Origin of the sequence: Pseudoduganella sp. S-14 (genome assembly GCF_049913285.1) — a bacterium.
Classification (GTDB): domain Bacteria; phylum Pseudomonadota; class Gammaproteobacteria; order Burkholderiales; family Burkholderiaceae_D; genus Rugamonas.
Genome location: NZ_CP183991.1, coordinates 2,427,173 through 2,450,794, shown reverse-complemented (window position 1 = coordinate 2,450,794; position 23,622 = coordinate 2,427,173). Strand labels below are relative to the sequence as shown.

Below are 23,622 nucleotides of genomic sequence, written 5' to 3'. Positions count from 1 at the left end.
TCAGGTGCTGCGGCGGTCCAGCATCGCGCGGGCGATGGTGCCGGCGTCGACGTATTCGAGCTCGCCGCCAACGGGCACGCCGCGCGCCAGGCGCGTCACGGCCAGGCCGCGGGCTTTCAGCATTTCGCTGATGTAGTGGGCGGTGGCTTCGCCTTCGTTGGTGAAGTTCGTTGCCAGCACCACCTCTTCCACCACGCCGTCGGCGGCGCGCGCCAGCAGCTTTTCGAGGTGGATGTCCTTCGGACCAATGCCGTCCAGCGGCGACAGGCGGCCCATCAGGACAAAGTACAGGCCCTTGTAGGTCAGCGTGGACTCGATCATCGCCTGGTCAGCCGGCGTTTCGACCACGCATAGCTGGCGCTTGTCGCGCGACTCGTCGGCGCAGGTGTCGCAGATCTCGGTTTCGGTGAAGGTATTGCACAGCGCGCAGTGGTGCACCTGCTCCACCGCCTGGTACAGGGCGCGCGACAGCATCGCCGCGCCTTCGCGGTCGTGCTGCAGCAGGTGAAACGCCATGCGCTGGGCCGACTTGGGGCCGACACCAGGCAGGCGGCGCAGCGCCTCCGTCAGGAATTCAAAGGACTTCGCCATTGGATCAGGATTGCTTGAACGCGCTCAGGAAATCGGCCGTCTTGGTCGGCACGAATTCGGTGATCATGTAGCTGGCGGCTCCCGCTTCGTTGAAGGGGTCCAGCTCGATCACCGCTTCGATATCGGCCCGGCTGTCGGCCGTGGCAAGGATGATGCCGCCAGTGCGCGGCACCAGGCGTCCAGACATCAGGAACATGCCGTTGGCATATTGCTCGCGCAGGTACTCGCTGTGCGCGGCGAGGAGCTTGTCGATCTCCTCGGCCGGTTTAAGGTACGTGAGCGTGATGATGAACATGATGTTGGTTTAGAACGGCATCTTGAAGCCGGGTGGCAGCGGCAGGCCGGCGGTCAGGCCGCTCATTTTTTCCGAAGCGGTGGCTTCTGCCTTGCGCACGGCGTCGTTGAAGGCGGCAGCTACCAGGTCTTCCAGCATGTCCTTGTCGTCGCCCAGCAGCGATGGGTCGATCGATACACGCTTCACGTCGTTCTTGCAGGTCATGACGACCTTCACCATGCCGGCGCCGGCCTGGCCTTCAACTTCGATCAGGGCCAGCGCTTCTTGCGCCTTCTTCATGTTGTCCTGCATGGCTTGCGCTTGCTTCATCAGGCCGGCCAGTTGGTTCTTCATCATGGTGTGGTTCTCCGTATTTCGGTGTTGAGTATTGGGTTTAGTGCGCTGGCGTCATCGGCGCCACGATCGAGCCGGGGACGACGAAGGCGCCGAAGTCGCGCACCATGGCTTTGATAAATGGGTCGGCGGCTACGGCTTCTTCAGCGGCTCGCTGGCAATTGTCGCGGTGCACCTGGGCTTCGACGCTGGTGGTGTACCAGGCCTTGCCGATTTCGGTCTCGACCCGTGCAGCGCGACCAAAGCGTTCGGTCAGGGCGGAGGTCAGTTTTTCCACGTTGGCCGGGGTGGCCCAGGTTTCGATCGGGCAGCGGATGCGGAACACGGCCATATTGCCGTCAAAGGCACAACTTACCAGTTCTGCCTGGGTTGCCAGTTGCTGCGCCACGCCGCGCAGCGGCAGGTGGGCGGCCAACGCTGGCCAGTTGCCGTCCCAGCCCAATTCAGGAACTGGGGTGATGACATATTCGTATGGAGCCTGGGCCGGCGCGGCGGCGCGTTGCTGCGGCGCTGCCTGCGCCATGCCGGAAATGTGGTCGGCGCCGGCCGGCACTGCGGAGTCTTCGGAGAAGTCGGTGACCCAGGGCGGGAGCTCGTCTTCTTCCGCCGGCTGCTGCACAGGAGGAGCGCGGCGCTGCTGCACTTGCTGCGGGGCTTCCATCACGGCGGCGGCACCGTCCTGGTCGTCCCAAGGTGCGCTGGCTTGCATCGCTTGAGCGCTTGGCGCTGGGGCGTCTTCCCACGGCGCCGGTGCCCGAGGTGCCGATGGCGCGGCAGGAGGCTGGGCGGCCGGTGCCGGCGACATCGCTGCGCGCGGTGCGGCGGCTGGCGCTGCAGGCGGCGATGCTGACGCGTCGGCTTGTGGCGCTGCCGGACGTGCTGGCGCCGGCGCGCGCTGGCCGGTACGGGCAGCGGCTGCGGCGCGCGCGGCTTCCAATGCCGCAGTGATAGCCATCTTGGCTGGGCTCATCGGGCGGCTGCCGGCGGCAGGCGCCGGCTGCGGCGCAGGAGCTGCAGCCTGGACAGGTGCAGCGGCAGGCTGCGACGTGGCCACTGGCGCAGGAGCGGATGCGTTGGCAATCGGCGAACCGCTTGGCTGCGCTGGTGCGGCCTGCGCGGCGACAGCCGTGGCACTGGTCGGAACGCTGCTCAGGTGCGAGGCACTGGCGGCGTTTGCTGCCGCTTCGGCAGCGGGTGCGACTTGCTGGACCGGCGGCGCTGGCGGCACGGCCGCAGCCGGGGCGGCACTGGCCGGTGCGGGCTGGCCAACCGGAACACTCATGCGATCCGCCGTTGCTGCCGTTGCGGCCATGGCGGCTGCAGCCGCCGCACGGGCCGGATTGGCGCCGGCTGGACGAGCCGCTACCGGGGCGCCGGCCGGTTGGCCATCTGCCCCGCCGATGCCGGGCCGAAAGGCAAGCATGCGTAACAGGGTCATGGAGAAGCCGGCATATTCATCCGGCGCCAGCCCTAACTCATTCCGCCCGTGCACGGCGATCTGGTAATACAACTGCACTTCCTCCGCATCGAACAAGGAAGCCAGGCGCACGATATCGCTATATTCAGGCAGGTCCGCCGGCACGGCGGAAGGCACGGTCTGCGCCAGCGCAATCCGGTGCAGCAAAGTGCCCAGGTCCTGCAAGGCGCCATTGTATGACAGCGAACGCGTCGCCATCTCATCGGCCACCGCCATCAAATCCGCGCCATCCTTATTGGCCAGCGCGTCCAGCAGGCGCACCAGATAGGACTGGTCCAAAGCTCCCAGCATGCCCTGCACCGCATCCAGCGTCACGGCGCCGGCGGCGTAGGCAATCGCCTGGTCGGTCAGCGACAAGGCATCGCGCATCGAGCCGTGCGCGCCCTGCGCCAGCAAGCGCAAGGCCGGCTGTTCGAACACCACATTTTCCTGGCCCAGGATATTTTCCAGGTGGCCGACGATATGCCCCGGCGGCATCTGCTTCAGGTTGAACTGCAGGCAGCGCGACAGAACGGTAACAGGAATTTTTTGCGGATCCGTAGTCGCCAGGATGAACTTGATGTGCTCAGGCGGCTCCTCCAGCGTCTTCAGCATCGCATTGAAGGCGTGGTTGGTCAGCATGTGCACCTCGTCGATCATATAGACCTTGAAGCGTGCATTGGACGGCGCGTACACCGCCTGCTCCAGCAACTGCGCCATTTCATCAACGCCGCGGTTGGACGCTGCGTCCATCTCGACGTAGTCGACAAAGCGTCCGCCATCGATCGCGGTACAAGCCTCGCACACGCCGCACGGGGTAGCCGTGATGCCGCCGTTGCCGTCCGGGCCGACGCAATTGAGCGACTTGGCCAGGATACGGGACAGCGTCGTCTTGCCGACACCGCGCGTCCCGGTAAACAGGTAGGCGTGGTGCAGGCGACCGGTATGCAACGCGTGGGTGAGTGCACGGACAACGTGCTCCTGGCCGACGAGCGTTTCAAAGTTCCGGGGACGGTATTTGCGAGCGAGGACTTGATAGGACATGATCGGAATTTTACCGTAGATAGCAAGCACTGCGGACAACATTAGACGTTTGGCCAGGCTTCGCCCGGACTTTGTCTTTTTTGCAACTTGGCCACCATGAGAACACTGCTGCCGACTGCCCTGAGCCGGCACCGCCCACGCGCCAACGCTGAAGTCTGTGCTGCTGAAGGAAATTCAGAATGAAAAAAAAGCTGCCATGGGCAGCTTTTTTAAGAATTCAAAGAGGCGAGCCTGATCTGCGGCACTTGCGGTGAACAGCTTTGGCTGCTTCGTTCCCGACCTGACCAGGTTAACCGTGCCACAATGCGCAGGGGCCCGCCCGGCGGCAATTATAGGCTATAAACCTAGCTGCTGCCAAATATCATCGACACGGGCTTTCACATCGGGCGTCATGGCGATGGTGGTGCCCCACTCCCGGCTGGTTTCACCCGGCCATTTATTAGTCGCGTCGATGCCCATCTTGCTGCCCAGGCCACTGACCGGCGAGGCAAAGTCCAGGTAATCGATCGGCGTATTGTCGACCAGCGTGGTGTCGCGGGTCGGGTCGACGCGGGTTGTTATCGCCCAGATCACTTCCTTCCAGTCGCGGATGTTCACATCCTCGTCCACCACGATAATGAACTTGGTATACATGAACTGGCGCAGGAAGCTCCACACGCCGAACATGACACGCTTGGCGTGGCCCGCGTACTGTTTGCGGATCTGCACCACCGCCATGCGGTAGCTGCAGCCTTCCGGAGGCAAGTAAAAGTCGGTGATCTCGCTGAACTGCTTTTGCAGCAACGGCACGAACACTTCGTTCAGCGCCACGCCCAGCACGGCAGGTTCGTCCGGGGGCTTGCCTGTATAAGTGGAGTGGTAGATCGGGTCGCGCCGCATGGTGATACGGTCGATGGTAAAGACCGGGAACCAGTCCTGCTCGTTGTAATAGCCGGTGTGGTCGCCATACGGGCCTTCCAGGCCATGCTCGAAGCCGGACGGATGATTCGCGTCCGGGTAGATATGCCCTTCCAGCACGATCTCCGCCGATGCGGGCACGCGCAACTCGCTGCCGATCGCCTTTACCAGTTCGGTGCGGCTGCCGCGCAGCAGGCCCGCAAACTGATATTCCGACAAGCTGTCCGGCACTGGCGTGACGGCGCCGAGGATGGTCGCAGGATCGGCGCCCAACGCCACGCAGACCGGATATGGCTGGCCAGGATACTTGATGCAGTGCTCGCGAAAGTCCAATGCGCCGCCACGATGCGCCAGCCAGCGCATGATGACCTTGTTACGCCCCAGGACCTGCTGGCGGTAGATGCCCAGGTTCTGGCGCTTCTTGTTCGGCCCCTTGGTAATCACAAGACCCCATGTAATAAGGGGCGCCACGTCGCCGGGCCAGCAATGCTGAATCGGCAGGCGGGCCAGATCTACGTCATTGCCTTCCCAGACAATCTCCTGGCATGGCGCGCCGCGCATTTCCTTCGGCGACATGTCCCACACTGCTTTTACCAGCGAGCCCAGGCCCATCAAGTCCTTGAAGCCCTTTGGCGGCTCGGGTTCTTTCAACTGAGCCAACACATGTCCGATCTTGCGCAGTTCGCCGACATCGTCCGCTCCCATGCCGAGAGCCACGCGGCGCGGGGTGCCAAACAGGTTGCCCAGCACCGGCATGTCGAAACCAGCGGGTTTCTCGAACAGGATGGCCGGTCCGCCCGCGCGCAGGGTGCGGTCGCAAACTTCCGTCATCTCGAGGTGTGGTGAAACAGGCAAGCTTGTGCGCTTAAGTTCGCCCATTGCTTGCAGTTGGGAAATAAAATCCCGAAGATCGCGATATTTCATACTTTTTTACGATTTTTTTGCTCCCGACGGGCCGTCTGAGCACTTTTAGTCAAGCCGTTGATTTTATTGGTTTTTGTCAATGTGTTCACGAGAAAATTATACTCAAAAGTAATAAAGAACGGCAGTGTTAGTATTGACTAGATATAATACCCCTCCTACAATTTGACCTACCTGATGAGGACATGGCCTTTATGCCAACTAAGTTGTCACTCATTGCATTCACGGAGTATCCGGGCTCCACAGACATTTTAAGGAGTGTTTTTCACGAGGCGCCTGCCTCTCTCCCGGAAAAAGTTGTGTTGCAACTGGCCCCATAGACCCGCCAGCTTTAGCAAACAATGATGGCGTCCAGTCCCGTGCGACCTGTGCGGCGGTGGACGAAGATAACACTGATGTAACGACTATGGCACGTCGAATTGACCGCGTTTTAGCGCGGCGGGGACGCGTTTTGACTCTTACATTTCAGGGGAGTTCTGAATGAACAATCGATTCAATGGGTTGCTTGATAGCGCCCGCCTGTGGGCTCGCCAGCCCGCCGCATGGATTTCCACGCAGAGCATTTCGGCACGCGGTGTGCTGACCGCCGCGCAGTCTCTGCTGAGCCTCCTGGGTATCGCTGCACTGGTTATGGCTTGCGCCATGGTTGCCCATCCTGAACTGGCGACCGACCTGGCCCAAGCGCTGCGCGGGGCGCCGCCAGCGCCTCAACAAGTCGTGGTCGCGCCGCCACTGTCCGAACTGATGGAAGCGCCTGCAGTGCGTCCGGCCGGCCTGGTCATCGCCACTGCCGAAACGCAGCTTGCCGCCGAGGACAAAGACCTGGTGGGCTCCAAGAAGCAGCAGGATGCCGTTACCAACTGGCTCTCCAAGCGTTACCGTGTGGCTGGCGATGCGACCAATATGCTGGTCTCCACCGCCTACCTGACCGCTCGCGAAATCAAGCTGGATCCGCTGCTGATCCTGGCCGTGATGGCAATCGAGTCGGGCCTGAATCCGTTCGCGGAAAGCCCAATGGGCGCGCAAGGCCTGATGCAGGTGATGTCCAAGGTCCACACCGACAAATTCCAGGACATGGGCGGCGTGCAGGCTGCGCTGAACCCGGTCGCCAACATCCGTGTTGGCGCCCTGATCCTGAAGGATTACGTGGCCAAGGGCGGCTCCGTTGAAGCGGGCCTGAAGTCCTACGTCGGCGCGGCCGCCTTCGAAACCGATGACGGCTATGGTTCGCGCGTGCTGGCGGAATACTCGCGCCTGAAGCAAGTTTCCGCCGGCAAGAAAGTGCCATACATTACCCCGCCGCAGCAGGTCGCATCCTCCGCCCCTGCCCCGGCAAAGCCGAAAGAAGCCCCGGCCACTGTGGCCCAGGCTGACAAGCAAATCAGCGCAGACCAGCTGGCCGGCCTGTAATCGACCGCCTGCCGCGCATGCAGCCACCTTCGGGTGGCTTTTTTATTATGCGCGGCGCAGAATGGAGCCATGTCGACCGCAAACCACTTGCTCATCTCCGAGCGGGCCTTGCAGCAAACCGTGGGCTGGATCGCCTTCCTGATGCCGGTCAGTGTGCGCCTGCTCGCCTTCCTCTCGCCGGACCAGGTCTGGACCACCAACTCCATCAGCGCCTATTACTACAGCAGTGCGCGCGACATCTTCGTCGGCGCCCTGGTAGTGGGCGGAGTGGTCATGGCGTTCTTCGATACCGGCCACCGGCGCGACCGCTGGATTTCCATCCTGGCCGGAGCGTCGGCCATCGGCATCGCCCTCTTCCCGATGAAAATCTCGATCGGCGTCCTCAGGTCACCCGGCACCTTCCTGCCCGACGACGAGACCAAGCTGGTGGCAGCCCTGCTGCACGCCCCGCATGGCCCGCTGGGCTACCACTTCATCTTCGTTGCCGCCTTCTTCGTGCTGACGTTTTACCTGGTGACGTTCCGCTTCCGCGCCAATACGCCTTCCCTGCCGACGCAACAAAAATGCACGCGCAACAAGGTCTACATTGCCTGCGGCACCCTGATGGCGGTGGCCTTCGCGTGGATAGCGATCCTGGAACTGAACGGGCAGCAGCAATCGATCTTCTGGCCGGAGACCCTTGCGGTCATGGCCTTTTCAGCCGCATGGCTGGTGAAGGGACAATTGGTACTGAAAGACGGGCCTGCGGCCACTGCCGCAGGCACAGGGGGAAGGGATTAACGCTTCTTGTCTGCCGCGACTTCGTCGCCGCGCAGTTGGGCCGCCAGCTTGTCCAGCACGCCGTTCACGTATTTATGGCCATCGATACCGCCAAAGGACTTGGTCAGCTCCACGGCTTCATTGATCACGACGCGGTATGGAATTTCAACGTGGTTCTTCAGCTCATATGCGCCGATCAGCAGCACCGCGTGCTCGATCGGAGACAGTTCGCCAATGCCGCGATCGACCAGCGGCGTGAACATTTCACGCAGCTCGACCGATTGCTTGATGGTGCCGCGCAGCAGGTCGGCAAAGTATTCGCCATCCGCCTTGTCGAAGCCATGGGCTCCGCGGATGTTGTTGACGACCTTGGTCGCTTCTTCATTGTTCAGCAGCCACTGGTACAGGCCCTGCAGCGCGAACTCGCGCGCGCGGTGGCGCGGCGTACGGTTCTTGCTCGGATTGGCGTGCGTCATATTGTCAGTCATGTTCTTACCTTCTTGTTGAATTACTCGTCGTCGCCCAGGTCCTGGTGCAGTTCTTCCAGGGCGATCGACAGGTTGGCCATTTCGACGGCGCAGCGGGCAGCCTCGGCGCCTTTGACGGCCATGCGCACTTCCGCCTGCTCGTCATTCTCGGTGGTCAGGATGGCGTTGGCGATTGGGATGCTGTAGTCCAGGCCCACGCGGGTCACGCCTGCGCCCGATTCATTGGACACCAGTTCGAAATGGTAGGTCTCGCCGCGGATGACGGCGCCCAGCGCGATCAGAGCGTCGAACTGGTTGGATTCGGCCATCTTCTGCAGCACCAGTGGGATTTCCAGCGCGCCCGGAACAGTCACGTGCAGGATGTCTTCATCTTCCACGCCCAGGTTCTTCAGCTCCTGCAGGCAAGCGGACAGCAGGCCATGGCAAACGTCTTCGTTGAAGCGCGCTTGCACGACGCCGATGCGCAGGTTTTCGCCGGACAGGTTGGTTTCGTAGGTTGCTACGGTCATGGTGGTCCTCTTTTCTCGATTTCGGGTTAAGCCGCGCTTCAGGCGGCAGGTTTGGCCATGTAGCCGGTGACTTCAAGGTTAAAGCCGGTCATCGAAGGCATCTTGCGCGGGCTGGCCAGCAACTGCATCTTGTGCACGCCCACATCGCGCAGGATTTGCGCGCCAATGCCGTAGCTGCGCAGGTCCATGCTGGCGGCGCGGCCGGTTGGACGCACGTTCCTGTCCAGCGCGTCCAGCTGGCCGAACAACTGCTCCGCGGTCTCGCCGCAGTTCAGCAGCACCATCACCCCCTGCTCCGCCGCCTTGATTGCCTTCATCGAGGACGACACGTTCCAGGAGTGGGTGGTGGCTTCGGTTTCCAGCAGGTCCAGGATCGACACCGGCTGGTGCACGCGCACCAGCGATTCCTTGCCAGGCGCCATATCGCCATGCACCAGTGCCAGGTGGGCCGAGCCGCTTGGCTTGTCGCGGAAAGCGATCATGCGGAAGTCGCCGTGTGCAGTGCGCAGCGGACGTTCGGCAATGCGCTCCACCATGCATTCGTTCTGGCTGCGATAGTGGATCAGATCCGCGATGGTGCCGATCTTCAGGCCATGTTCCTTGGCGAATTCCAGCAGTTCCGGCAAGCGGGCCATGGTGCCATCATCCTTGATGATCTCGCAGATCACGGAAGCCGGCATCAGGCCAGCCATCGCGGTCAGGTCGCAGCCGGCTTCGGTATGGCCTGCGCGCATCAGCACCCCGCCCGGCACCGCGCGCAGCGGGAAGATGTGGCCCGGCTGCACGATGTCGCTTGGCTTGGCACCCTTGGCCACCGCCACCTGGATGGTCTTGGCGCGGTCCGCTGCCGAAATACCGGTGGTGACGCCCTCCGCCGCTTCGATCGACACGGTGAAGTTGGTACCGAACGAAGTGCCATTCTTGGCCGTCATCATAGTCAAGTCGAGCTGGTTGCAATGCTCTTCGGTCAAGGTCAGGCACACCAGGCCGCGCGCGTGCTTGATCATGAAATTGATTGCTTCCGGCGTGACGTGCTCGGCGGCCAGCACCAGGTCGCCTTCGTTTTCACGGTCTTCTTCATCGACCAGGATCACCATGCGACCGGCGCGCAGTTCGGCGACGATTTCTTCGGTGCTGGAAATGGACATATTTTTTCCTTTGATGTGAGGCACAGAGCGTTTCTTTGTTAACCCGCTATTTTAAAGGATTTGGCGCACTTCTGCCCCCTCGAGCGCCGCCATTAGGGGTTTTGGCCTAGACTGAATTGCTTTTCAACCCTGAAGGAGGCAGCGATGAAGACTAGCGGTTCGGCCGTCTGGACTGGCGGCATCAAAGATGGACGTGGAGCGATCAGTACAGCAAGCGGTGCGCTACAGGCGGCGCCTTACGGATTTTCCAGCCGATTCGAGGGCAAACCGGGCACCAATCCGGAAGAATTGATCGGCGCGGCGCATGCCGGCTGCTTCACCATGGCCCTGTCGCTGATCCTGGGCGAGGCCGGGCTAACGGCCGAAAAGATGGAAACCAGGGCCGAAGTGACGCTGGATAAAGTGGCCGACGGCTTCTCAATTTCCGCCATCCACCTCGACCTGCAAGCGAAGATTCCCGGAGCCGACAAGGCCAAATTCGAAGAGCTTGCCAACAAGGCAAAACTCGGCTGCCCCGTCTCCAAGCTGTTCAAAGCCAACATCACCCTCAGCACAACCCTCCTTTAATCCCGCGCCCGTCGCTCAGCGAGGGTCAGACCCTTCGGGGCTGACCCTCGTCTACCGGTTTCCGAAAATTTCCCTTGAACTTTTTAATTGCGATCACTATTATTAGATAATTCGATGACGACCGTCATCATTAACCCTCAAGGAAACCACCATGAACATCAAAGATTCCGTCGTATTCATCACTGGCGCCAACCGTGGCCTCGGCCTGCAACTGGCGAAAGCCGCCCTCGCCGCAGGTGCGAAGAAAGTCTACGGCGCCGCCCGCGACCCGAAATCGGTCACCCTCTCCGGCGTCATCCCGGTCCAGCTGGACGTAACCAACCACGACGAAATCGCCGCCGTCACCCGCGAATACAAAGATGTGAATGTGCTGATCAACAATGCCGGCATCGTCCGCGCCGGCGGCATCCTGGCCGACAACGCCCTGGAGCAGGCACGCGCCGAGCTGGAAACCAATGTGATCGGCCCCATGCTGCTGAGCAAAGGCTTCGCTCCGACGCTGAAAGCCAACGGCGGCGGCGCCATCGTCAACATCCTGTCCGTGCTGGCGTGGTACAGCCAAGGCCCGACGAATACCTACAGCATGTCCAAGTCCGCCGCCTGGGCGCTGACCAACGGCTTGCGCATTGAACTGGCCGCGCAAGGCACGCAAGTGGTGGGCGCCCACATGGGCTATATGGATACCGACATGACTGCCGGCTACGACATCGCGAAGATCAAGCCGGAAGAAGTGGCAGCGCAAATCTTTGCCGCCCTGGCCGAAGGCAAGGAAGAAGTACTGGCGGACGACCTGACTCGCCAGGTCAAGCTGGGCATCAACGCGGACCTGCCTGCCTACATCGCCGCCTCCCGCACCGCAGCCTGAACAAGGCTTCCGCAGAAATGTCATCCGCGAGCTTCTCGGCCCGGCCTTCTGCAGGTGCACTTGCCGACGCAATCGGCGAGTCCTGGAAGGCGCCCGAGTTTCACCAGCTAGGACTGGTGATACCGCGTCAAAGGACAGGAGCTGGTGGCGCTTAGCCTGTTTGTTGGAGACATGGCGGAAAATGCGCCAAAGCTGGATGGGTTCGTCCCGCAATTGATGGTATCGCATCCGCAAAGCTTTGCGATGGAAGACGTGATATGCCGGAAGTATGTCGGATTCTGGCTGACCCAAGACGAATTCGAAGGCCCGCCTTGCCATCCACCGATGACGCAAACCATGGACGGTCAACGGGAAGGCAAGGCCGAGGTCTGTACCCTTCCGGCCACTTGAGCCGCATGCCGTCCGTTGTCAGGGAGGACGCCCCAAACGTCGGCTTACCAGCGCGCGACGAAGACGACGATGAAGCCTGTTACGTTTCCATGTTCTCCGAGCAGGGCGAAGAGCTGGGCCTTGAACGCTTCCACGAAGCCCCGCATGTCCATCATCTTGGCGGAACTATGTACGGCGACGCCGGGCGCATGCATTTTGGTCCGTACTATCTTGAGTTTCACCAAGACTTCGGCGGCTGCAACCTTGCAGGCGGCGACATCCAGATAGACCTCAAGCGCATGGTGCTCAACTGGTCGCGCTGACCTAGCGAATCAACCGGCTGCGTTCAGTGACAGCATGCGCTCAACATAGCGGGCGATCAGATCAATCTCGAGATTGACCTTGGAGCCGGCCTTCAGATGCTTCAAGGTAGTGACCTGGATGGTGTGCGGAATCAGGTTGATCGAGAACGAGCAGCCGGATGCGCTGTCTTCAACGCGGTTGACGGTCAGCGACACGCCGTTCACCACCACCGAGCCTTTGTAAGCCAGGTATTTCGCCAGGTCGCGCGGGGCTTCGATGACCAGTTCGTGCGATTCGCCGACCGGCTCGAACTTGCGCACCACGCCCAGGCCATCGACGTGGCCGGAAACCAGGTGGCCGCCGAGGCGCTCGGCCAGGGTCAGGGCTTTTTCCAGATTCACTTCGGTGGTGGTGTCCAGGCCGACGGTCTTGTTCAAGCTCTCGCGCGAAACGTCGACGGTGAAGCCGGTCGCAGTCTTTTCCACCACCGTCATGCAGGCGCCGTTCAGGGCGATCGAGTCGCCCAAGCCGACATCGGCCATCGGCAGGCCGCCGGCATCCACATACAGGCGCACGCCTGCATCAGCGCCGCCTTCCAGCGGGGTTACGGTTTTGATTTTGCCGACCGCGGCTACGATTCCAGTAAACATAGTGATCTTTATTAAGGGTTGAATCGGGCAAGGATACGCAAATCGGCGCCGACTTGCTTAACCTCGTGGAATTTCAGGCTGTGCTTGCCGCTGAGCTCAGTCAACGCCGGCAGGGCGAACATGCCTTGTGCATCACCCAGCAGGGTTGGCGCGAGGTAGACCAGCAGCTCGTCCACGCAGCCTTCGCGGATCATGGAGCCATTCAGCTTGCCGCCTGCTTCGACGTGCAGCTCGTTTATCTGGCGGCGGCCAAGCTCGCGCATCAGCTCCGGCAAGTCGACTTTGCCATGTGCGTTGGGCAGCACGATGATCTCGGCGCCTTGATCGCGCAGCATTGCTTCCTTTTCCGGGTGATGGCCGGCAGCGACGATCCAGGTTCCGCCGCCTTGCAGCACCCGCGCTTGCGGGCTGATCTCCAGCTTGCTGTCGACCACGATGCGGCGCGGCTGGCGCGGCGTTTCGACAGCGCGCACATTCAGTTGCGGGTCGTCGGCTTTCACCGTGCCGATGCCGGTCAGGATGGCGCAGGCGCGGGCACGCCAGGCATGGCCGTCGGCGCGTGCCTCGGGACCGGTGATCCATTGGCTTTGGCCGTTGTGCAAGGCGGTCATGCCATCGAGACTGGCAGCGGTCTTCATGCGCACCCACGGCAGGCCGTGGCGCATGCGGTGGAAGAAGCCGATGTTCATTTCATAGGCCTGGTCGGCCAGCAGGCCGCTGGCGACCTCGATCCCGGCGGCGGAGAGGCGCGCCATGCCATTGCCTGCAACCAGCGGATTCGGGTCTTCCATCGCCGCGACAACGCGGCCCAGGCCTTCGCGCACCAGCGCATCGGCGCAGGGCGGCGTGCGGCCATGGTGACTGCACGGCTCCAGCGTGACGTAGGCGGTAGCGCCGCGCACATCGTGGCCACGGCGTTTGGCGTCTTTCAGAGCCTGGACTTCGGCGTGATCCTGGCCGGCGGCTTGCGTCACGCCCTCGCCGATCACGACGCCATCTCGCACGATCACGCAGCCGATGCGCGGGTTCGGAGAAGTGGTGAACAGGCCTTTTTCTGCCCATTGCAGGGCGAGCTGCATGCCTTCGAGGTCGCTGTTGATATTCATATGCTTGCGCAGGTTGCCGGTTCCAGGGCGGGATCGCATAAGCGCGCCCTGCCCTGCATATTGATCTTGATATTGCGCTGCGCGCCGGCCAGTTCAAGCGTGATGGTGCCAAAGTTGGCGGCATTCGGGTGGGCGGCGCGGCAGCTTCGTCCTGCTGCATTATATGAAATATAGGCCGGCGCTGTGTTGTCGGTGAACCTGGCCCTTACCTGCAGGCGCTCGGGCGCGGTTCTGTGGCGGGACAGGATTGCCTCGCCTTCGTCCAGGCTGCGATTAGCGTTGGCGTCGATGACAATCAGCCAACCTTGCTGCCAATTGCCGTTTTCTGCCAGCAGGGTGACCACGCGGCGGCGGGCGATTGCCTGGGCACGAGTGTCATTGATGGCCGCCAGCAGGTCGGCCGAAGCGGTGCGCAGCTGGCGTCCGGCAAGCATATTGCTCAGGTTCGGCAGCGCGGTGGCAAACAGGATGGAGAGGATGGCAAGGACGATCATCAGCTCCAGCAGCGTAAAGCCGGGACGCCTTCCCGCTGGCTGGCGCGTCACCCACTTCAGCGCCAGCAGCTGCGGGAAGGCCCGGTGGCGAGATGAAGCCCGCTGCTGGTAAGTATCAGGCGTTCGCATTGCGGATCCCTGAATCGGCTGTCGACATTGAGCGTGCCGGGCGTGGCGACCAGCTGGATGCAGTCGCGGATTTGCTGGCCATCGCAGGCCTTGCCTTCCAACTCATAAGCGCTGGACTTGGCGTTCCGGCCCGACCACCAGCGGAAGTCGCTCGCGGTATTCGCCGAAAACGCGGCGTAGCTGTTAAACCGCGTGAAGTGGCGCTCCTGCTGCTGCATCAGCTCTTGCAGTGCAGCCTGCGCTTCGCTGCGGCGCATGCGGATGACCGCTTCGCTCCAGACCGGTATTGCCACGGCCGAGAGAATGCCGATGATGATCAGGGTGGTCAGCATGCCGAGCAAGGTGCCGCCGGCGGATGGGCGCGCGGTCATTGTCCCTCCTCGCGGCTGGCGGCATCGTGCAGCGCCTGCCAATCCATGATTTCACGCCAGCTGCGGCGTCGCACCGGTAGCGGGGGCGTGTAGCTGGCCTGCATCACGGTCTCGGCGCCGGGGCGCGTGCCGAAGCCGATGACCGTCACACGGTAGTAGTGGGACGGCGGCGCTCCGGCTGGCGTGTACGCGACGCGCTCCACGAGGTAGCGCGGGCGTCGAAATGGCAGCACGCCCTGCCCTGTCTCCATTGCGGCGCCGGTCAGCGCGCCGTATTCCGTGCCTCCGATGCCCGCAAGGTCAACGGTTTGCCATGCGGGAGCAGCGCTCCCGGGCTGCGCCGGCGTGGCGGGCACGTCAAGCGGCTGGCCAAGGCCGGCATTGATATCGCGTTCTGCATCCATCAAACCATCCTCCGCAGACTGGAAGGCAAGCAGGCGGTCCCGTTCAGCGCGGGCGGCCTTCTCGCCCAGCATCGCCATTTGTGCAGCCGATGCGCCAATCGTCAGAGCGGCGAGCAGCAACAGCATCGTTACCGGAAGAGTGACGCCGCGCTGGTATTCATGCATGGTGCTCTCCTTATTGATTGCGCAAGGCGACAGTCGCCGTGAACAGCCGGCGCGCGCGATGCTGCATCGGCTGCGGCAAACCGGCTTCATCGATGCGTGCGCCCGGGTCAAGGCCAGGCAGCAAATCGTAGCTGCCAATCCGGCTGCCCGCACGCGAACCGCGCTCACCGTGCAGCAGCAAGGCAATGCGAACGCTGGTGACGCGGCGCCAATGAGGACGCAGCGCACGCTCGGATGTGGGAAGCGCGGCATCGAGAGCATCGATGCCGCTGGCGGTCAGGTAAAGGTTGGGGATGTTGTCGCGCGGGCGGTCCGTATCGATGCCATACAGTACGTGGAAGGCATCGACCCCACGCACTACGGCGTCCGAGCCCCAACCGTTTTCGCCCTTGTATTTGCAGCGAAGTTCAGCAACGCCGTCTCCAGCTTGGGCGATGTAGAAAATGCTCCAGGCCCATTCGCCTGGGCCGGCAGGGAAACCGGCGCAATTGAGCATGGCGCCGCCGCCCTCCGCGCCGGCGATCGCTGCAGGTGCATAGCGAATGGCGAGTACGTCGCTGCCGTTGACAGCTGGCAGCGCTGGACCGAGTCCGTCGACATTGCTTGCCACACTTGCGGCGTCGCGGCCCTCGATGGCCAGGGAGGACGTTGGCGCGGCGGCGACCTCCGTGCCTGGCTCGCCGGGATAACCCGCCTGCCGCAGGGATTGGCCGATGATTGCCAGTGCGAAGCGGCCACTATCGTCAATGCGGGTATTGGCGCCGTTATGCAGGAAGTCGCTATCGGAAGCGTGCAGGAGGGAGGCGGCCGCCAGCGCCACCAACAGGCTGAGCGCCATCGCGACGAGGACTTCGGCCAAGGCCAGGCCTTGCTGCTGCGCTGTCATTGCGTGCCTCCCGAGGCAGGCGGAACGACAGGATCGGTTGAAGCCGGCTTGACGGGCGCCGCTGGCGGTGCGCCGGGCAAGGGTGGCGGGTCGGCCAGCGCGATAGGCAAAGCGACGCCTGGAACGGTAGCCACCCCGGCAGTCGACCCATCCGGCCGCCGGAAGCGCCAGCCTATCTTGATGACGACGGGCGCATCGGCGCCACCGGAGCATGGCCATTGCAACTGGCCGCCCGGCGCCGTGCCGGCGTCGCGGCAGATGACGGCGCGGGCTCGCGGCAGCACAGCCACAAGCTGACGGCGGAACTCATCCAGCTCTTGCCGCGCAATGGCGCCGGAATCGCAGGGCGCGCCCGTACAGGAAGCCGGCGCATCAGGTGCGCTGTCGCCATCGGCGGCGTCAAATTCGAATCCCAGGTAAGCGGAGGACTGCGCGGCGTTCACGCGGATGTGGTCAGCAAGCGTCCCGGCAGCTTGCAGGGCTTCTGTCTGCAGGCTTGACTCCTGTCGCGTGCGCATGGCGTGGGCCTGCATCGCTAGCGCGCCGACCAAGCCGACGGCGAGCAGCAGCACGGCAACCAGCACTTCCACCATGGTGAACCCTGCAAATGGACGATGCATGGCACAGTCCTCCCCTGCTGATCAAATTAGTCAGCAGAGGACTTGCGGGTTTGAGAAATATCAAGCTTTGGGAGAGAGCTCTTGACCGTCGCCAACTTCTTCGATCGCGTCCTGGAATTCGGCCAAGTCTTCGAAGTTCTTGTAGACGGAAGCGAAGCGGATATACGCCACTTTATCCAGGCGCTTGAGCTCGGCCATGACGAGCTCGCCAACGAAGACCGAATCGACTTCACGCTGGCCGCTGGTCAGCAGCTTTTCTTCGATGGAGGAAACCGCCTTGTCAACGGACTCGGCAGCAACAGGGCGCTTACGCAAGGCCAGCATCAGGCTGGCGCGCAGCTTGTCGGCCGAATACTCGGTGCGGCTGCCGTTCTTCTTGACCACGTAAGGCATGGTCAGTTCGATCCGTTCCCAAGTGGTGAAGCGCTTGTCGCAGTTCACGCAGCGCCGGCGCCGCTTGATGGCGTCCCCTTCCTCCGACACGCGCGTGTCGAGGACCTGGATATCATCGTGCTGGCAGAACGGGCATTTCATGGATTGAGCGTCTCTTATTATTGAATGAAAAAGCGCCGGACCTTACGATCCGGCGCCTCGATAGTACCAACCGCTTGCTTAGGCGTAAACAGGGAATTTATCAGCCAGCACCTTCACAGCGGCTTTCACGCGCTCGATGGTTGCTGCATCGTGCGGGTTATCCAGCACGTCGGCGATCAGGTTGCCCACTTGTTCCGCTTCCGCTTCCTTGAAACCGCGGGTGGTGAAGGCTGGCGAACCCAGGCGAATGCCCGAAGTCACGAATGGCTTCTGCGGGTCGTTCGGGATGCCGTTCTTGTTGCAGGTCATGTGAGCCTGGCCCAGGATCGCTTCCGCTTCCTTGCCGGTCAGGTTCTTGGCGCGCAGGTCGACCAGGAACACGTGCGACTCGGTGCCGCCGGAAACGATGCGCAGGCCGCGCTTGATCAGGGTCTTGGCCAGCACGTCGGCGTTCTTCACCACTTGCTCCTGGTAAGCCTTGAATTCAGGGGACAGGGCTTCCTTGAAGGCCACTGCCTTGCCGGCGATCACGTGCATCAGCGGGCCGCCCTGGATGCCGGGGAAGATCGCGGAGTTGATGATCTTTTCGTGTTCGGCCTTCATCAAGATGATGCCGCCACGTGGACCGCGCAGGGACTTGTGGGTGGTGGAAGTCACGAAGTCGGCGTGCGGAACCGGGTTCGGGTACAGGCCAGCGGCGATCAGGCCGGCGTAGTGGGCCATGTCGACCATGAAGTAAGCGCCAACGGCTTTGGCGACTTTGGCGAAACGCTCGAAGTCGATCTTCTTGGAGAAGGCCGATGCGCCGGCGATGATCAGCTTTGGCTTGTGTTCCTTGGCCAGGGCTTCCATTGCGTCGTAGTCGATGTCTTCTTCAGCGGTCAGGCCGTAGGAAACGACGTTGAACCATTTGCCGGACATGTTCAGTGCCATGCCGTGGGTCAGGTGGCCGCCTTCCGCCAGCGACATGCCCATGATGGTGTCGCCTGGTTTCAGGACGGCGAAGAACACGCCCTGGTTAGCCTGGGACCCGGAGTTAGGCTGAACGTTGGCCGCTTCGGCGCCGAACAGCTGCTTCACGCGGTCGATTGCCAGTTGCTCGACGACGTCCACGTACTCGCAGCCACCGTAGTAGCGCTTGCCAGGATAGCCTTCGGCGTATTTATTGGTGAGCTGGGAGCCCTGGGCTTCCATTACAGCTGGCGAGGTGTAGTTCTCAGAAGCGATCAGCTCAATGTGGTCGTGCTGGCGCTTGTTCTCGTTCTGGATAGCGGCAAACAGCTCCGCGTCAACGTTGGCGAGGGTATGATCTTTTGCGAACATGAAATTACTCCAGTTTTTAAGGCAGATTGGATCGAATCGGGAGCCAAAAAGTGACAGGGCAGCCGAAACGCACGTTTCCATCGTGGCTGCCCAGGCGAACGGCTGTTTGAGATCTCACGTTCCCCGGTGGTTGCCCACCTCTCACCAGCAGCGCAAGCGCCGGCTAGTTTTTCGCCAGTTACGTGAGACAGTAATGGAGCCAAGATTGTAAGTTAAGTGGCAAATAACGGCAACGGTTGTGCCGCTTTCACCAAAATTCGGGGTCAGGTCTGTCATTTGGACAGCCAAACCGCTTCTTTGATTTCGCTCAATACGCAAATCTGGCGCTTTTGGCGTATTGAGAAATCTCAAAGATTAGCGCTAGCTGTCCAAATGACAGACCTGACCCCGAATTTCGGCATACAATTCCTCAAGTTAATATTGGGAGTTCGACCATGATCGTGTTAGTTACCGGCGCAACCGCTGGTTTTGGCGCCGCGATGGCGCGTGTTTTCGTGAAGAACGGCCACAAGGTCATCGCCGCCGGCCGCCGCGCCAAGCGCCTGGAAGCCCTGGCCACAGAACTCGGTCCAAACCTGTTGCCGGTCAAGCTCGACGTCACCGACAAGGGCGCTATCCACGCTGCCCTGGCTTCCCTGCCCGCCGACTGGAAAGAAGTCGACGTCCTGATTAATAACGCCGGCCTCGCCCTCGGCATTAAAGGCGCCCACGAAGCCGACCTGGAAGACTGGGAAACCATGATTGCCACCAACTGCACCGGCCTGGTCGCTATCACCCACGCCCTGCTGCCAGGCATGGTCGAGCGCGGCCGCGGCACCATTATCAACCTGGGCTCGGTGGCCGGCGCCTATCCCTACCCTGGCGGCAATGTCTACGGCGCCACCAAGGCCTTTGTCGAACAATTTACCCTCAATCTGCGCGCCGACCTGATCGGCACCGGTGTGCGCGCTACCAATATCGCTCCCGGCCTGTGCGGCGGCACCGAATTTTCCAATGTGCGCCTGAAAGATGACGCTGCCGCAGCCAAAGTCTATGAAGGCACCACCCCGCTGACCGCCGACGACATCGCCAACACAGCTTTCTGGATTGCAACATTGCCGCAACACATTAATGTAAATTCCATTGAATTGATGCCAACCTGCCAAGGATTCTCGCCATTCGCGATCAAACGCGGCTAAAATGCCGCCCCATATAAGGGAAAACCGTAAGCAATTGTTACGAGATTGTGCAAAATACGTTGGTGTCAATTCATTTGGCGTAAAATGTTGCCGATTCTCACTTAGTAGCTCTTCTATCTATGTCGTCTGAGTTCACCTGGGAGGTCCGCGTCTATTACGAAGACACGGACGCCGGCGGAATTGTCTATTACGCGAACTATTTAAAGTTCTTCGAGCGCGCGCGCACCGAGTGGTTGCGCTCCCTCGGCGTTAACCAGGACAGCCTCCTGCGCGAGCACGATGCCATGTTTGTTGTCAAAAATGTCAGTGCAGACTACCACGCGCCGGCACGACTAGACGATGTAATAAAATTGACGCTTCGCATTGATAAACTGGGCCGCGCTTCGATCCAGTTTGTACAGGAGGCGTGGTGCGGCGACCGCCTCTTAAATACTGCCCACGTTAAAGTAGGCTGCGTCGACTCGGCCCTGCGCCCCCGCGCCGTGCCGGATGCCGTTGCGGCCCGCATGCGCGCATAATAATTAGATTGAGAAACAATGAACGTCACCCAAGACCTTTCCTTCATCGCCCTCATCACCAACGCACACCTGATCGTTCAATTGATCATGGCGCTGCTGCTTGCGGTTTCCATCATCAGCTGGACTTATATTTTCAAGAAGCTGTTTGACGTGCGCGGCGCGCGCAAGCAGACGGTCGAATTCGAAAAGACCTTCTGGGCCGGCGGCAACCTGCACGCTCTGCACGCCAGCGCAGGCAGCAACCGCGCCAACAGTGGCGCCCTGGCCCGCATTTTCGAGGCGGGCATGGGTGAATTCATCAAGGGCAAGCAGGCTGCTGCGTCCAGCCGCGACATGAATATGGGCGACGTGCTGGATGGCGCCCGCCGCGCCATGCGCGCTGCTTTCCAGCGTGAGATGGATGCACTGGAAGCGCACCTGGCCTTCCTGGCTTCGGTCGGTTCCGTCTCCCCTTACATCGGCCTGCTCGGTACCGTGTGGGGCATCATGAACGCCTTCCGCGGCCTGGCCAATGTGCAGCAGGCAACGCTGTCGGCTGTTGCGCCCGGTATTGCCGAAGCGCTGATCGCGACTGCTATCGGCCTGTTCGCCGCAATTCCGGCCGTGGTGGCGTACAACCGCTTCTCGCACGATATTGACCGCCTGGCGATCCGCTTCGAGAGCTTCGTTGAAGAATTCTCGAACATCCTGCAGCGCCAGTCCCGTTAAAAGGCGAAACTGAAGATGGCATCCTCCTTCTCAAGTGGCCTGCGCGGCAGCCGCGGCGGCCGCAAACTGAAGTCCGAGATCAACGTCGTGCCTTATATCGACGTGATGCTCTGCCTGCTGATCATCTTCATGGTGATGCCGACCTCGAACAACCCGCAGTCGATCGACTTGCCTCACGCTGAAAAAGCGTCGCGCCCGCCGGATGCCTATATCCAGGTGCAGGTGAAGCCGAACGGCTCGCTGATGATCGGCATCGCCGGCAAATCGGCTGAGGCGCCGGAAACCGAACCGAACCGCGATGCGCTGGTGCGCAAGCTGCGCACGCTGCACGAACAATATCCCGAGTACCCGGTGCTGATCGCCGGCGACAAGGAGAGCAAGTACGACGATGTGATCCAGTTGATTTCCGAAGCGAAGAAGATGGGGATTAACCGCGTTGGCTTGGCAACGAAGTAAGGCATGGCAATGATGATGGCAAATGCAGGCGGACCGTACCGTGTGCCGAAACGGCACGGCGGCACGCGTGCGTTTGCGCTCGCGCTGGCGATGCACTGCGTGCTGTTCGCGTTCCTGTGGGTCGGCATCCGGTGGAACAATGATCCGGTCGGCGTGGATGCCGAGATCTGGGACGTGTCCACGCAGATGGCCGCGCCGAAAGCGCCAGAACCGGAGCCGCAGCCCGAGCCGGAGCCGCCCGCGCGCGAGCCTGAACCGACGCCTCCTCCGCCACCGGAAGTAGTGAAGCCGGTGCAGCCTGATCCTGAGATCGCGTTGCAGAAGAAGAAGGAAAAAGAAAAGAAAGAGCTCGAACAGAAAATCGCCGAGCAAAGGAAAAAGCTCGAAGAAGAGAAAAAGCGCCTGGCCGAGCAGCAGGATAAGCAAGACAAGCTGGATAAGCTGGAAAAAGAAAAAGCCAAAAAACTGGCGGAACTGAAAGAGAAGGAAAAAGCTGCCAAAGCCCGTGCCGCAGAAATGCAGCGCATCATGGGTTCGGCAGCTGCAGGCTCCACCGGCACGGCGGCGCGTTCAACCGCGCCTAACCTGGACAAGGGCTATGTTGCGAAGCTGCGCACCAAGATCATGGGCCGCATCGACTATCCTGGCGCCAAGCAGGATATCGAGGCAAGGTTCATGGTCAGCCAGCTTCCTAGCGGCGAAGTCATGTCCGTGAAAAAAACGAAAAGCAGCGGTGTAGCTGCGTATGACACTGCGGTGGAGAATGCGATTTATAAGGCCTCGCCCCTGCCGAAACGCGATGACGGCACGGTAGCGCGCGAGCTTGAACTCGTGTTCAATTTGAAGGACGTACCTTGATGAACAAAGCTAAATTGATGTTCGTAGTGGCCGGCGCAGCGTTTGCGCTGTCGGCACAGGCACAACTGCGCGTCGAAATTTCCGGCGTCGGCAGCAACCAGATCCCGGTCGCCATCGGCCCATGCGCAGGCGAAGCCACGGCCCCGGCCCAGATCTCGGAAATCATCAAAGCCGACCTGACCCGTAGCGGCATGTTCAAGGTCATCGACGCTTCGCCCACCACCAACCTGATGCAGGTTGAAGCGACCAGCTACAAGGCGCGCGGCGCCGACGCGCTGGTGGCCTGCTCCGTGCAGCAACTCGGCGGCGGCCAGTTCGAGATTCAATACCGCCTGATGTCCACCGTGCAGGGCAACGACCTGTCCGGCTTCCGCGCGCCAATGCCGAACCAGTACGGCCGCCTGGCCGCGCACAAGATCGCCGACGACGTGTATGAAAAGCTGACCGGCATCAAGGGCGTGTTCTCGACCCGTATCGCCTACGTGGTCCAGCAAGGCCGCCAGTACCGCCTGGAAGTGGCCGATGCCGACGGCGAGAACGTGATTCCCGCCCTGACCTCGACCGAGCCAATCATTTCGCCATCCTGGTCGCCTGACGGCACCAAGGTCGCCTACGTCTCGTTCGAACAGCGCAAGCCAGTGGTATACGTGCAGAACCTGACAACCCGCCAGCGCACCGTGGTGGCCAATGAAAAAGGCAACAACTCTGCACCGGCCTGGTCGCCGGACGGCAAGCGCCTGGCCGTTGCACTGTCCAAGCCTGGCAACACCCAGATCTACATCGTCAATGCCGACGGCAGCGGCATCCGCCGCCTGACCAACGGCAGCACCATCGACACCGAACCCCAGTTCAGTGCCGATGGCCAGTCGATCTATTTCACCAGCGACCGCAGCGGCGGTCCGCAGATTTATCGCATGAGCGTCAACGGCGGCGAACCGCAGCGCGTGACGTTCGGCAGCTCGTACAATATCAGCCCGCGCATTTCCGCCGACGGCAAGACGCTGGCTTATATTTCGCGGCGCGAAGGCGGCGCCTTCCAGTTGTTCGTACTGGACCTGGAGTCCCGCCAAGAGCAACGCCTGTCCGATACCACCAGCGACGATTCGCCAAGCTTCGCTCCGAATGGCAAGTACATCCTGTACGCCACTCAGAACGGCGGCCGCCGCTCGCTGGCCGTGGCATCGACAGACGGCCGGGTTAAGCAACGCCTGAGTATTCAGGCGGGCAATATCAAGGAACCCACTTGGGGCCCTTTCATGAAGTGAAG

29 protein-coding genes, 1 other RNA gene and 1 riboswitch are annotated in these 23,622 nt (G+C 61.6%); of the genes, 12 read left to right on the top strand and 18 right to left on the bottom strand.

Features of this window, described 5'->3' with window-relative positions:
* The 6 genes from recR to ubiD all read right to left on the bottom strand — a co-directional run bounded on the left by recR (window position 1) and on the right by ubiD (window position 5,540).
* Entirely contained in the window at window positions 1-591 is a 591-nt protein-coding gene (gene recR / locus ACN9MZ_RS11250) for a recombination mediator RecR (RefSeq protein WP_426170911.1), read from the bottom strand.
* Window positions 592-595: 4 nt separating this feature from the next.
* Window positions 596-886, bottom strand: coding sequence for a YciI family protein (locus tag ACN9MZ_RS11245; protein WP_426342218.1), 291 nt, complete (start codon window positions 884-886; stop codon window positions 596-598).
* Window positions 887-895: 9 nt separating this feature from the next.
* On the bottom strand, window positions 896-1,222 hold the full coding sequence (locus ACN9MZ_RS11240) for a YbaB/EbfC family nucleoid-associated protein (RefSeq protein ID WP_130313213.1): 327 nt from the start codon (window positions 1,220-1,222) through the stop codon (window positions 896-898).
* A gap of 37 nt (window positions 1,223-1,259) precedes the next feature.
* Window positions 1,260-3,719 (bottom strand): DNA polymerase III subunit gamma/tau, encoded by a 2,460-nt coding sequence (gene dnaX / locus ACN9MZ_RS11235; protein ID WP_426342217.1) that lies wholly within the window; start codon window positions 3,717-3,719, stop codon window positions 1,260-1,262.
* 221 nt (window positions 3,720-3,940) lie between these two features.
* An RNA gene (ffs, locus tag ACN9MZ_RS11230) (signal recognition particle sRNA small type) lies at window positions 3,941-4,039 on the bottom strand.
* A gap of 16 nt (window positions 4,040-4,055) precedes the next feature.
* A complete protein-coding gene (gene ubiD / locus ACN9MZ_RS11225; protein ID WP_426342216.1) occupies window positions 4,056-5,540 on the bottom strand; it encodes a 4-hydroxy-3-polyprenylbenzoate decarboxylase in 1,485 nt (494 codons plus the stop codon).
* A 477-nt stretch (window positions 5,541-6,017) separates the two neighbouring features.
* Between ubiD and ACN9MZ_RS11220 the strand changes: the two genes are divergently transcribed.
* Together ACN9MZ_RS11220 and ACN9MZ_RS11215 are read left to right on the top strand one after the other, a co-directional pair.
* Window positions 6,018-6,947, top strand: a complete 930-nt coding sequence (locus tag ACN9MZ_RS11220; protein ID WP_426342215.1) for a transglycosylase SLT domain-containing protein — start codon at window positions 6,018-6,020, stop codon at window positions 6,945-6,947.
* A gap of 69 nt (window positions 6,948-7,016) precedes the next feature.
* Entirely contained in the window at window positions 7,017-7,727 is a 711-nt protein-coding gene (locus ACN9MZ_RS11215; RefSeq protein WP_426342214.1) for a hypothetical protein, read from the top strand.
* On the opposite strand, the gene nusB is transcribed toward ACN9MZ_RS11215, so the two are convergent.
* Genes nusB through ribBA form a run of 3 tightly spaced genes read right to left on the bottom strand, consistent with a single transcriptional unit; the run spans window position 7,724 to window position 9,851 of the window.
* Entirely contained in the window at window positions 7,724-8,194 is a 471-nt protein-coding gene (nusB, locus tag ACN9MZ_RS11210) for a transcription antitermination factor NusB (RefSeq protein WP_426342213.1), read from the bottom strand. The genes ACN9MZ_RS11215 and nusB overlap by 4 nt on opposite strands.
* A 20-nt stretch (window positions 8,195-8,214) precedes the next feature.
* The gene (gene ribH / locus ACN9MZ_RS11205) at window positions 8,215-8,703 is read right to left on the bottom strand and encodes a 6,7-dimethyl-8-ribityllumazine synthase (protein ID WP_130313200.1); all 489 of its coding nucleotides are present in this window, start codon (window positions 8,701-8,703) and stop codon (window positions 8,215-8,217) included.
* 38 nt (window positions 8,704-8,741) lie between these two features.
* Complete coding sequence (gene ribBA, locus ACN9MZ_RS11200) at window positions 8,742-9,851, bottom strand: bifunctional 3,4-dihydroxy-2-butanone-4-phosphate synthase/GTP cyclohydrolase II (protein ID WP_426342212.1); 1,110 nt, start codon at window positions 9,849-9,851, stop codon at window positions 8,742-8,744.
* Between the two features lie 144 nt (window positions 9,852-9,995).
* Here ribBA and ACN9MZ_RS11195 point away from each other — a divergent pair, with 144 nt between their 5' ends.
* The 4 genes from ACN9MZ_RS11195 to ACN9MZ_RS11180 all read left to right on the top strand — a co-directional run bounded on the left by ACN9MZ_RS11195 (window position 9,996) and on the right by ACN9MZ_RS11180 (window position 11,975).
* The gene (locus ACN9MZ_RS11195; protein WP_426342211.1) at window positions 9,996-10,418 is read left to right on the top strand and encodes an OsmC family protein; all 423 of its coding nucleotides are present in this window, start codon (window positions 9,996-9,998) and stop codon (window positions 10,416-10,418) included.
* Window positions 10,419-10,569: 151 nt separating this feature from the next.
* On the top strand, window positions 10,570-11,283 hold the full coding sequence (locus tag ACN9MZ_RS11190) for an SDR family oxidoreductase (protein WP_426342210.1): 714 nt from the start codon (window positions 10,570-10,572) through the stop codon (window positions 11,281-11,283).
* Between the two features lie 144 nt (window positions 11,284-11,427).
* Window positions 11,428-11,673 carry a hypothetical protein gene (locus tag ACN9MZ_RS11185; RefSeq protein WP_426342209.1) on the top strand — a complete coding sequence of 82 codons (246 nt, stop codon included), beginning with the start codon at window positions 11,428-11,430 and terminating at the stop codon, window positions 11,671-11,673.
* 5 nt (window positions 11,674-11,678) lie between these two features.
* Entirely contained in the window at window positions 11,679-11,975 is a 297-nt protein-coding gene (locus tag ACN9MZ_RS11180) for a hypothetical protein (protein ID WP_426342208.1), read from the top strand.
* A 9-nt stretch (window positions 11,976-11,984) separates the two neighbouring features.
* Here ACN9MZ_RS11180 and ACN9MZ_RS11175 read toward each other — a convergent pair whose 3' ends face one another.
* The 9 genes from ACN9MZ_RS11175 to glyA all read right to left on the bottom strand — a co-directional run bounded on the left by ACN9MZ_RS11175 (window position 11,985) and on the right by glyA (window position 18,637).
* Window positions 11,985-12,605 carry a riboflavin synthase gene (locus tag ACN9MZ_RS11175; protein WP_426342207.1) on the bottom strand — a complete coding sequence of 207 codons (621 nt, stop codon included), beginning with the start codon at window positions 12,603-12,605 and terminating at the stop codon, window positions 11,985-11,987.
* 11 nt (window positions 12,606-12,616) lie between these two features.
* Window positions 12,617-13,711: a bifunctional diaminohydroxyphosphoribosylaminopyrimidine deaminase/5-amino-6-(5-phosphoribosylamino)uracil reductase RibD gene (gene ribD, locus ACN9MZ_RS11170; RefSeq protein ID WP_426342887.1), complete on the bottom strand. Its 1,095-nt coding sequence runs from the start codon at window positions 13,709-13,711 to the stop codon at window positions 12,617-12,619.
* Window positions 13,708-14,334 (bottom strand): GspH/FimT family pseudopilin, encoded by a 627-nt coding sequence (locus tag ACN9MZ_RS11165; RefSeq protein ID WP_426342206.1) that lies wholly within the window; start codon window positions 14,332-14,334, stop codon window positions 13,708-13,710. Before ACN9MZ_RS11165 ends, ribD begins: the two co-directional genes overlap by 4 nt.
* Complete coding sequence (locus tag ACN9MZ_RS11160) at window positions 14,262-14,705, bottom strand: type IV pilin protein (RefSeq protein WP_426342205.1); 444 nt, start codon at window positions 14,703-14,705, stop codon at window positions 14,262-14,264. The genes ACN9MZ_RS11165 and ACN9MZ_RS11160 overlap by 73 nt, the downstream gene beginning before the upstream one ends.
* A complete protein-coding gene (locus tag ACN9MZ_RS11155; protein WP_426342204.1) occupies window positions 14,702-15,274 on the bottom strand; it encodes a pilus assembly PilX family protein in 573 nt (190 codons plus the stop codon). Before ACN9MZ_RS11155 ends, ACN9MZ_RS11160 begins: the two co-directional genes overlap by 4 nt.
* Before the next feature lie 10 nt (window positions 15,275-15,284).
* Window positions 15,285-16,160 (bottom strand): PilW family protein, encoded by an 876-nt coding sequence (locus tag ACN9MZ_RS11150; protein ID WP_426342203.1) that lies wholly within the window; start codon window positions 16,158-16,160, stop codon window positions 15,285-15,287.
* Complete coding sequence (gene pilV, locus ACN9MZ_RS11145) at window positions 16,157-16,780, bottom strand: type IV pilus modification protein PilV (RefSeq protein ID WP_426342202.1); 624 nt, start codon at window positions 16,778-16,780, stop codon at window positions 16,157-16,159. The genes ACN9MZ_RS11150 and pilV overlap by 4 nt, the downstream gene beginning before the upstream one ends.
* Before the next feature lie 60 nt (window positions 16,781-16,840).
* A complete protein-coding gene (gene nrdR / locus ACN9MZ_RS11140; RefSeq protein WP_090443505.1) occupies window positions 16,841-17,314 on the bottom strand; it encodes a transcriptional regulator NrdR in 474 nt (157 codons plus the stop codon).
* A 78-nt stretch (window positions 17,315-17,392) separates the two neighbouring features.
* Window positions 17,393-18,637, bottom strand: coding sequence for a serine hydroxymethyltransferase (gene glyA / locus ACN9MZ_RS11135; RefSeq protein ID WP_426342201.1), 1,245 nt, complete (start codon window positions 18,635-18,637; stop codon window positions 17,393-17,395).
* An 81-nt stretch (window positions 18,638-18,718) separates the two neighbouring features.
* Window positions 18,719-18,829: riboswitch (ZMP/ZTP riboswitch) on the bottom strand.
* Window positions 18,830-19,071: 242 nt separating this feature from the next.
* On the opposite strand from glyA, the gene ACN9MZ_RS11130 reads away from it, so the two are divergent.
* The 6 genes from ACN9MZ_RS11130 to tolB all read left to right on the top strand — a co-directional run bounded on the left by ACN9MZ_RS11130 (window position 19,072) and on the right by tolB (window position 23,620).
* Window positions 19,072-19,815: an SDR family NAD(P)-dependent oxidoreductase gene (locus ACN9MZ_RS11130; protein ID WP_426342200.1), complete on the top strand. Its 744-nt coding sequence runs from the start codon at window positions 19,072-19,074 to the stop codon at window positions 19,813-19,815.
* A gap of 119 nt (window positions 19,816-19,934) precedes the next feature.
* Window positions 19,935-20,333, top strand: coding sequence for a tol-pal system-associated acyl-CoA thioesterase (gene ybgC / locus ACN9MZ_RS11125; protein ID WP_055935129.1), 399 nt, complete (start codon window positions 19,935-19,937; stop codon window positions 20,331-20,333).
* 18 nt (window positions 20,334-20,351) lie between these two features.
* Window positions 20,352-21,041, top strand: coding sequence for a protein TolQ (gene tolQ, locus ACN9MZ_RS11120; RefSeq protein WP_426342199.1), 690 nt, complete (start codon window positions 20,352-20,354; stop codon window positions 21,039-21,041).
* Window positions 21,042-21,056: 15 nt separating this feature from the next.
* Complete coding sequence (locus ACN9MZ_RS11115; RefSeq protein ID WP_426342198.1) at window positions 21,057-21,497, top strand: ExbD/TolR family protein; 441 nt, start codon at window positions 21,057-21,059, stop codon at window positions 21,495-21,497.
* Between the two features lie 3 nt (window positions 21,498-21,500).
* Complete coding sequence (locus ACN9MZ_RS11110; protein WP_426342197.1) at window positions 21,501-22,355, top strand: energy transducer TonB; 855 nt, start codon at window positions 21,501-21,503, stop codon at window positions 22,353-22,355.
* Entirely contained in the window at window positions 22,355-23,620 is a 1,266-nt protein-coding gene (gene tolB, locus ACN9MZ_RS11105; protein ID WP_426342196.1) for a Tol-Pal system beta propeller repeat protein TolB, read from the top strand. The genes ACN9MZ_RS11110 and tolB overlap by 1 nt, the downstream gene beginning before the upstream one ends.
* Window positions 23,621-23,622 lie beyond the last annotated feature (2 nt).

Bases quoted from the DNA above. Each gene is read 5' to 3' on its own strand.
- recR (WP_426170911.1), bottom strand. From the start codon at position 591: ATGGCGAAGTCCTTTGAATTCCTGACGGAGGCGCTGCGCCGCCTGCCT.
- ACN9MZ_RS11245 (WP_426342218.1), bottom strand. From the start codon at position 886: ATGTTCATCATCACGCTCACGTACCTTAAACCGGCCGAGGAGATCGAC.
- ACN9MZ_RS11240 (WP_130313213.1), bottom strand. From the start codon at position 1,222: ATGATGAAGAACCAACTGGCCGGCCTGATGAAGCAAGCGCAAGCCATG.
- dnaX (WP_426342217.1), bottom strand. From the start codon at position 3,719: ATGTCCTATCAAGTCCTCGCTCGCAAATACCGTCCCCGGAACTTTGAA.
- ubiD (WP_426342216.1), bottom strand. From the start codon at position 5,540: ATGAAATATCGCGATCTTCGGGATTTTATTTCCCAACTGCAAGCAATG.
- ACN9MZ_RS11220 (WP_426342215.1), top strand. From the start codon at position 6,018: ATGAACAATCGATTCAATGGGTTGCTTGATAGCGCCCGCCTGTGGGCT.
- ACN9MZ_RS11215 (WP_426342214.1), top strand. From the start codon at position 7,017: ATGTCGACCGCAAACCACTTGCTCATCTCCGAGCGGGCCTTGCAGCAA.
- nusB (WP_426342213.1), bottom strand. From the start codon at position 8,194: ATGACTGACAATATGACGCACGCCAATCCGAGCAAGAACCGTACGCCG.
- ribH (WP_130313200.1), bottom strand. From the start codon at position 8,703: ATGACCGTAGCAACCTACGAAACCAACCTGTCCGGCGAAAACCTGCGC.
- ribBA (WP_426342212.1), bottom strand. From the start codon at position 9,851: ATGTCCATTTCCAGCACCGAAGAAATCGTCGCCGAACTGCGCGCCGGT.
- ACN9MZ_RS11195 (WP_426342211.1), top strand. From the start codon at position 9,996: ATGAAGACTAGCGGTTCGGCCGTCTGGACTGGCGGCATCAAAGATGGA.
- ACN9MZ_RS11190 (WP_426342210.1), top strand. From the start codon at position 10,570: ATGAACATCAAAGATTCCGTCGTATTCATCACTGGCGCCAACCGTGGC.
- ACN9MZ_RS11180 (WP_426342208.1), top strand. From the start codon at position 11,679: ATGCCGTCCGTTGTCAGGGAGGACGCCCCAAACGTCGGCTTACCAGCG.
- ACN9MZ_RS11175 (WP_426342207.1), bottom strand. From the start codon at position 12,605: ATGTTTACTGGAATCGTAGCCGCGGTCGGCAAAATCAAAACCGTAACC.
- ribD (WP_426342887.1), bottom strand. From the start codon at position 13,711: ATGAATATCAACAGCGACCTCGAAGGCATGCAGCTCGCCCTGCAATGG.
- ACN9MZ_RS11165 (WP_426342206.1), bottom strand. From the start codon at position 14,334: ATGCGAACGCCTGATACTTACCAGCAGCGGGCTTCATCTCGCCACCGG.
- ACN9MZ_RS11160 (WP_426342205.1), bottom strand. From the start codon at position 14,705: ATGACCGCGCGCCCATCCGCCGGCGGCACCTTGCTCGGCATGCTGACC.
- ACN9MZ_RS11155 (WP_426342204.1), bottom strand. From the start codon at position 15,274: ATGCATGAATACCAGCGCGGCGTCACTCTTCCGGTAACGATGCTGTTG.
- ACN9MZ_RS11150 (WP_426342203.1), bottom strand. From the start codon at position 16,160: ATGACAGCGCAGCAGCAAGGCCTGGCCTTGGCCGAAGTCCTCGTCGCG.
- pilV (WP_426342202.1), bottom strand. From the start codon at position 16,780: ATGCATCGTCCATTTGCAGGGTTCACCATGGTGGAAGTGCTGGTTGCC.
- nrdR (WP_090443505.1), bottom strand. From the start codon at position 17,314: ATGAAATGCCCGTTCTGCCAGCACGATGATATCCAGGTCCTCGACACG.
- glyA (WP_426342201.1), bottom strand. From the start codon at position 18,637: ATGTTCGCAAAAGATCATACCCTCGCCAACGTTGACGCGGAGCTGTTT.
- ACN9MZ_RS11130 (WP_426342200.1), top strand. From the start codon at position 19,072: ATGATCGTGTTAGTTACCGGCGCAACCGCTGGTTTTGGCGCCGCGATG.
- ybgC (WP_055935129.1), top strand. From the start codon at position 19,935: ATGTCGTCTGAGTTCACCTGGGAGGTCCGCGTCTATTACGAAGACACG.
- tolQ (WP_426342199.1), top strand. From the start codon at position 20,352: ATGAACGTCACCCAAGACCTTTCCTTCATCGCCCTCATCACCAACGCA.
- ACN9MZ_RS11115 (WP_426342198.1), top strand. From the start codon at position 21,057: ATGGCATCCTCCTTCTCAAGTGGCCTGCGCGGCAGCCGCGGCGGCCGC.
- ACN9MZ_RS11110 (WP_426342197.1), top strand. From the start codon at position 21,501: ATGGCAATGATGATGGCAAATGCAGGCGGACCGTACCGTGTGCCGAAA.
- tolB (WP_426342196.1), top strand. From the start codon at position 22,355: ATGAACAAAGCTAAATTGATGTTCGTAGTGGCCGGCGCAGCGTTTGCG.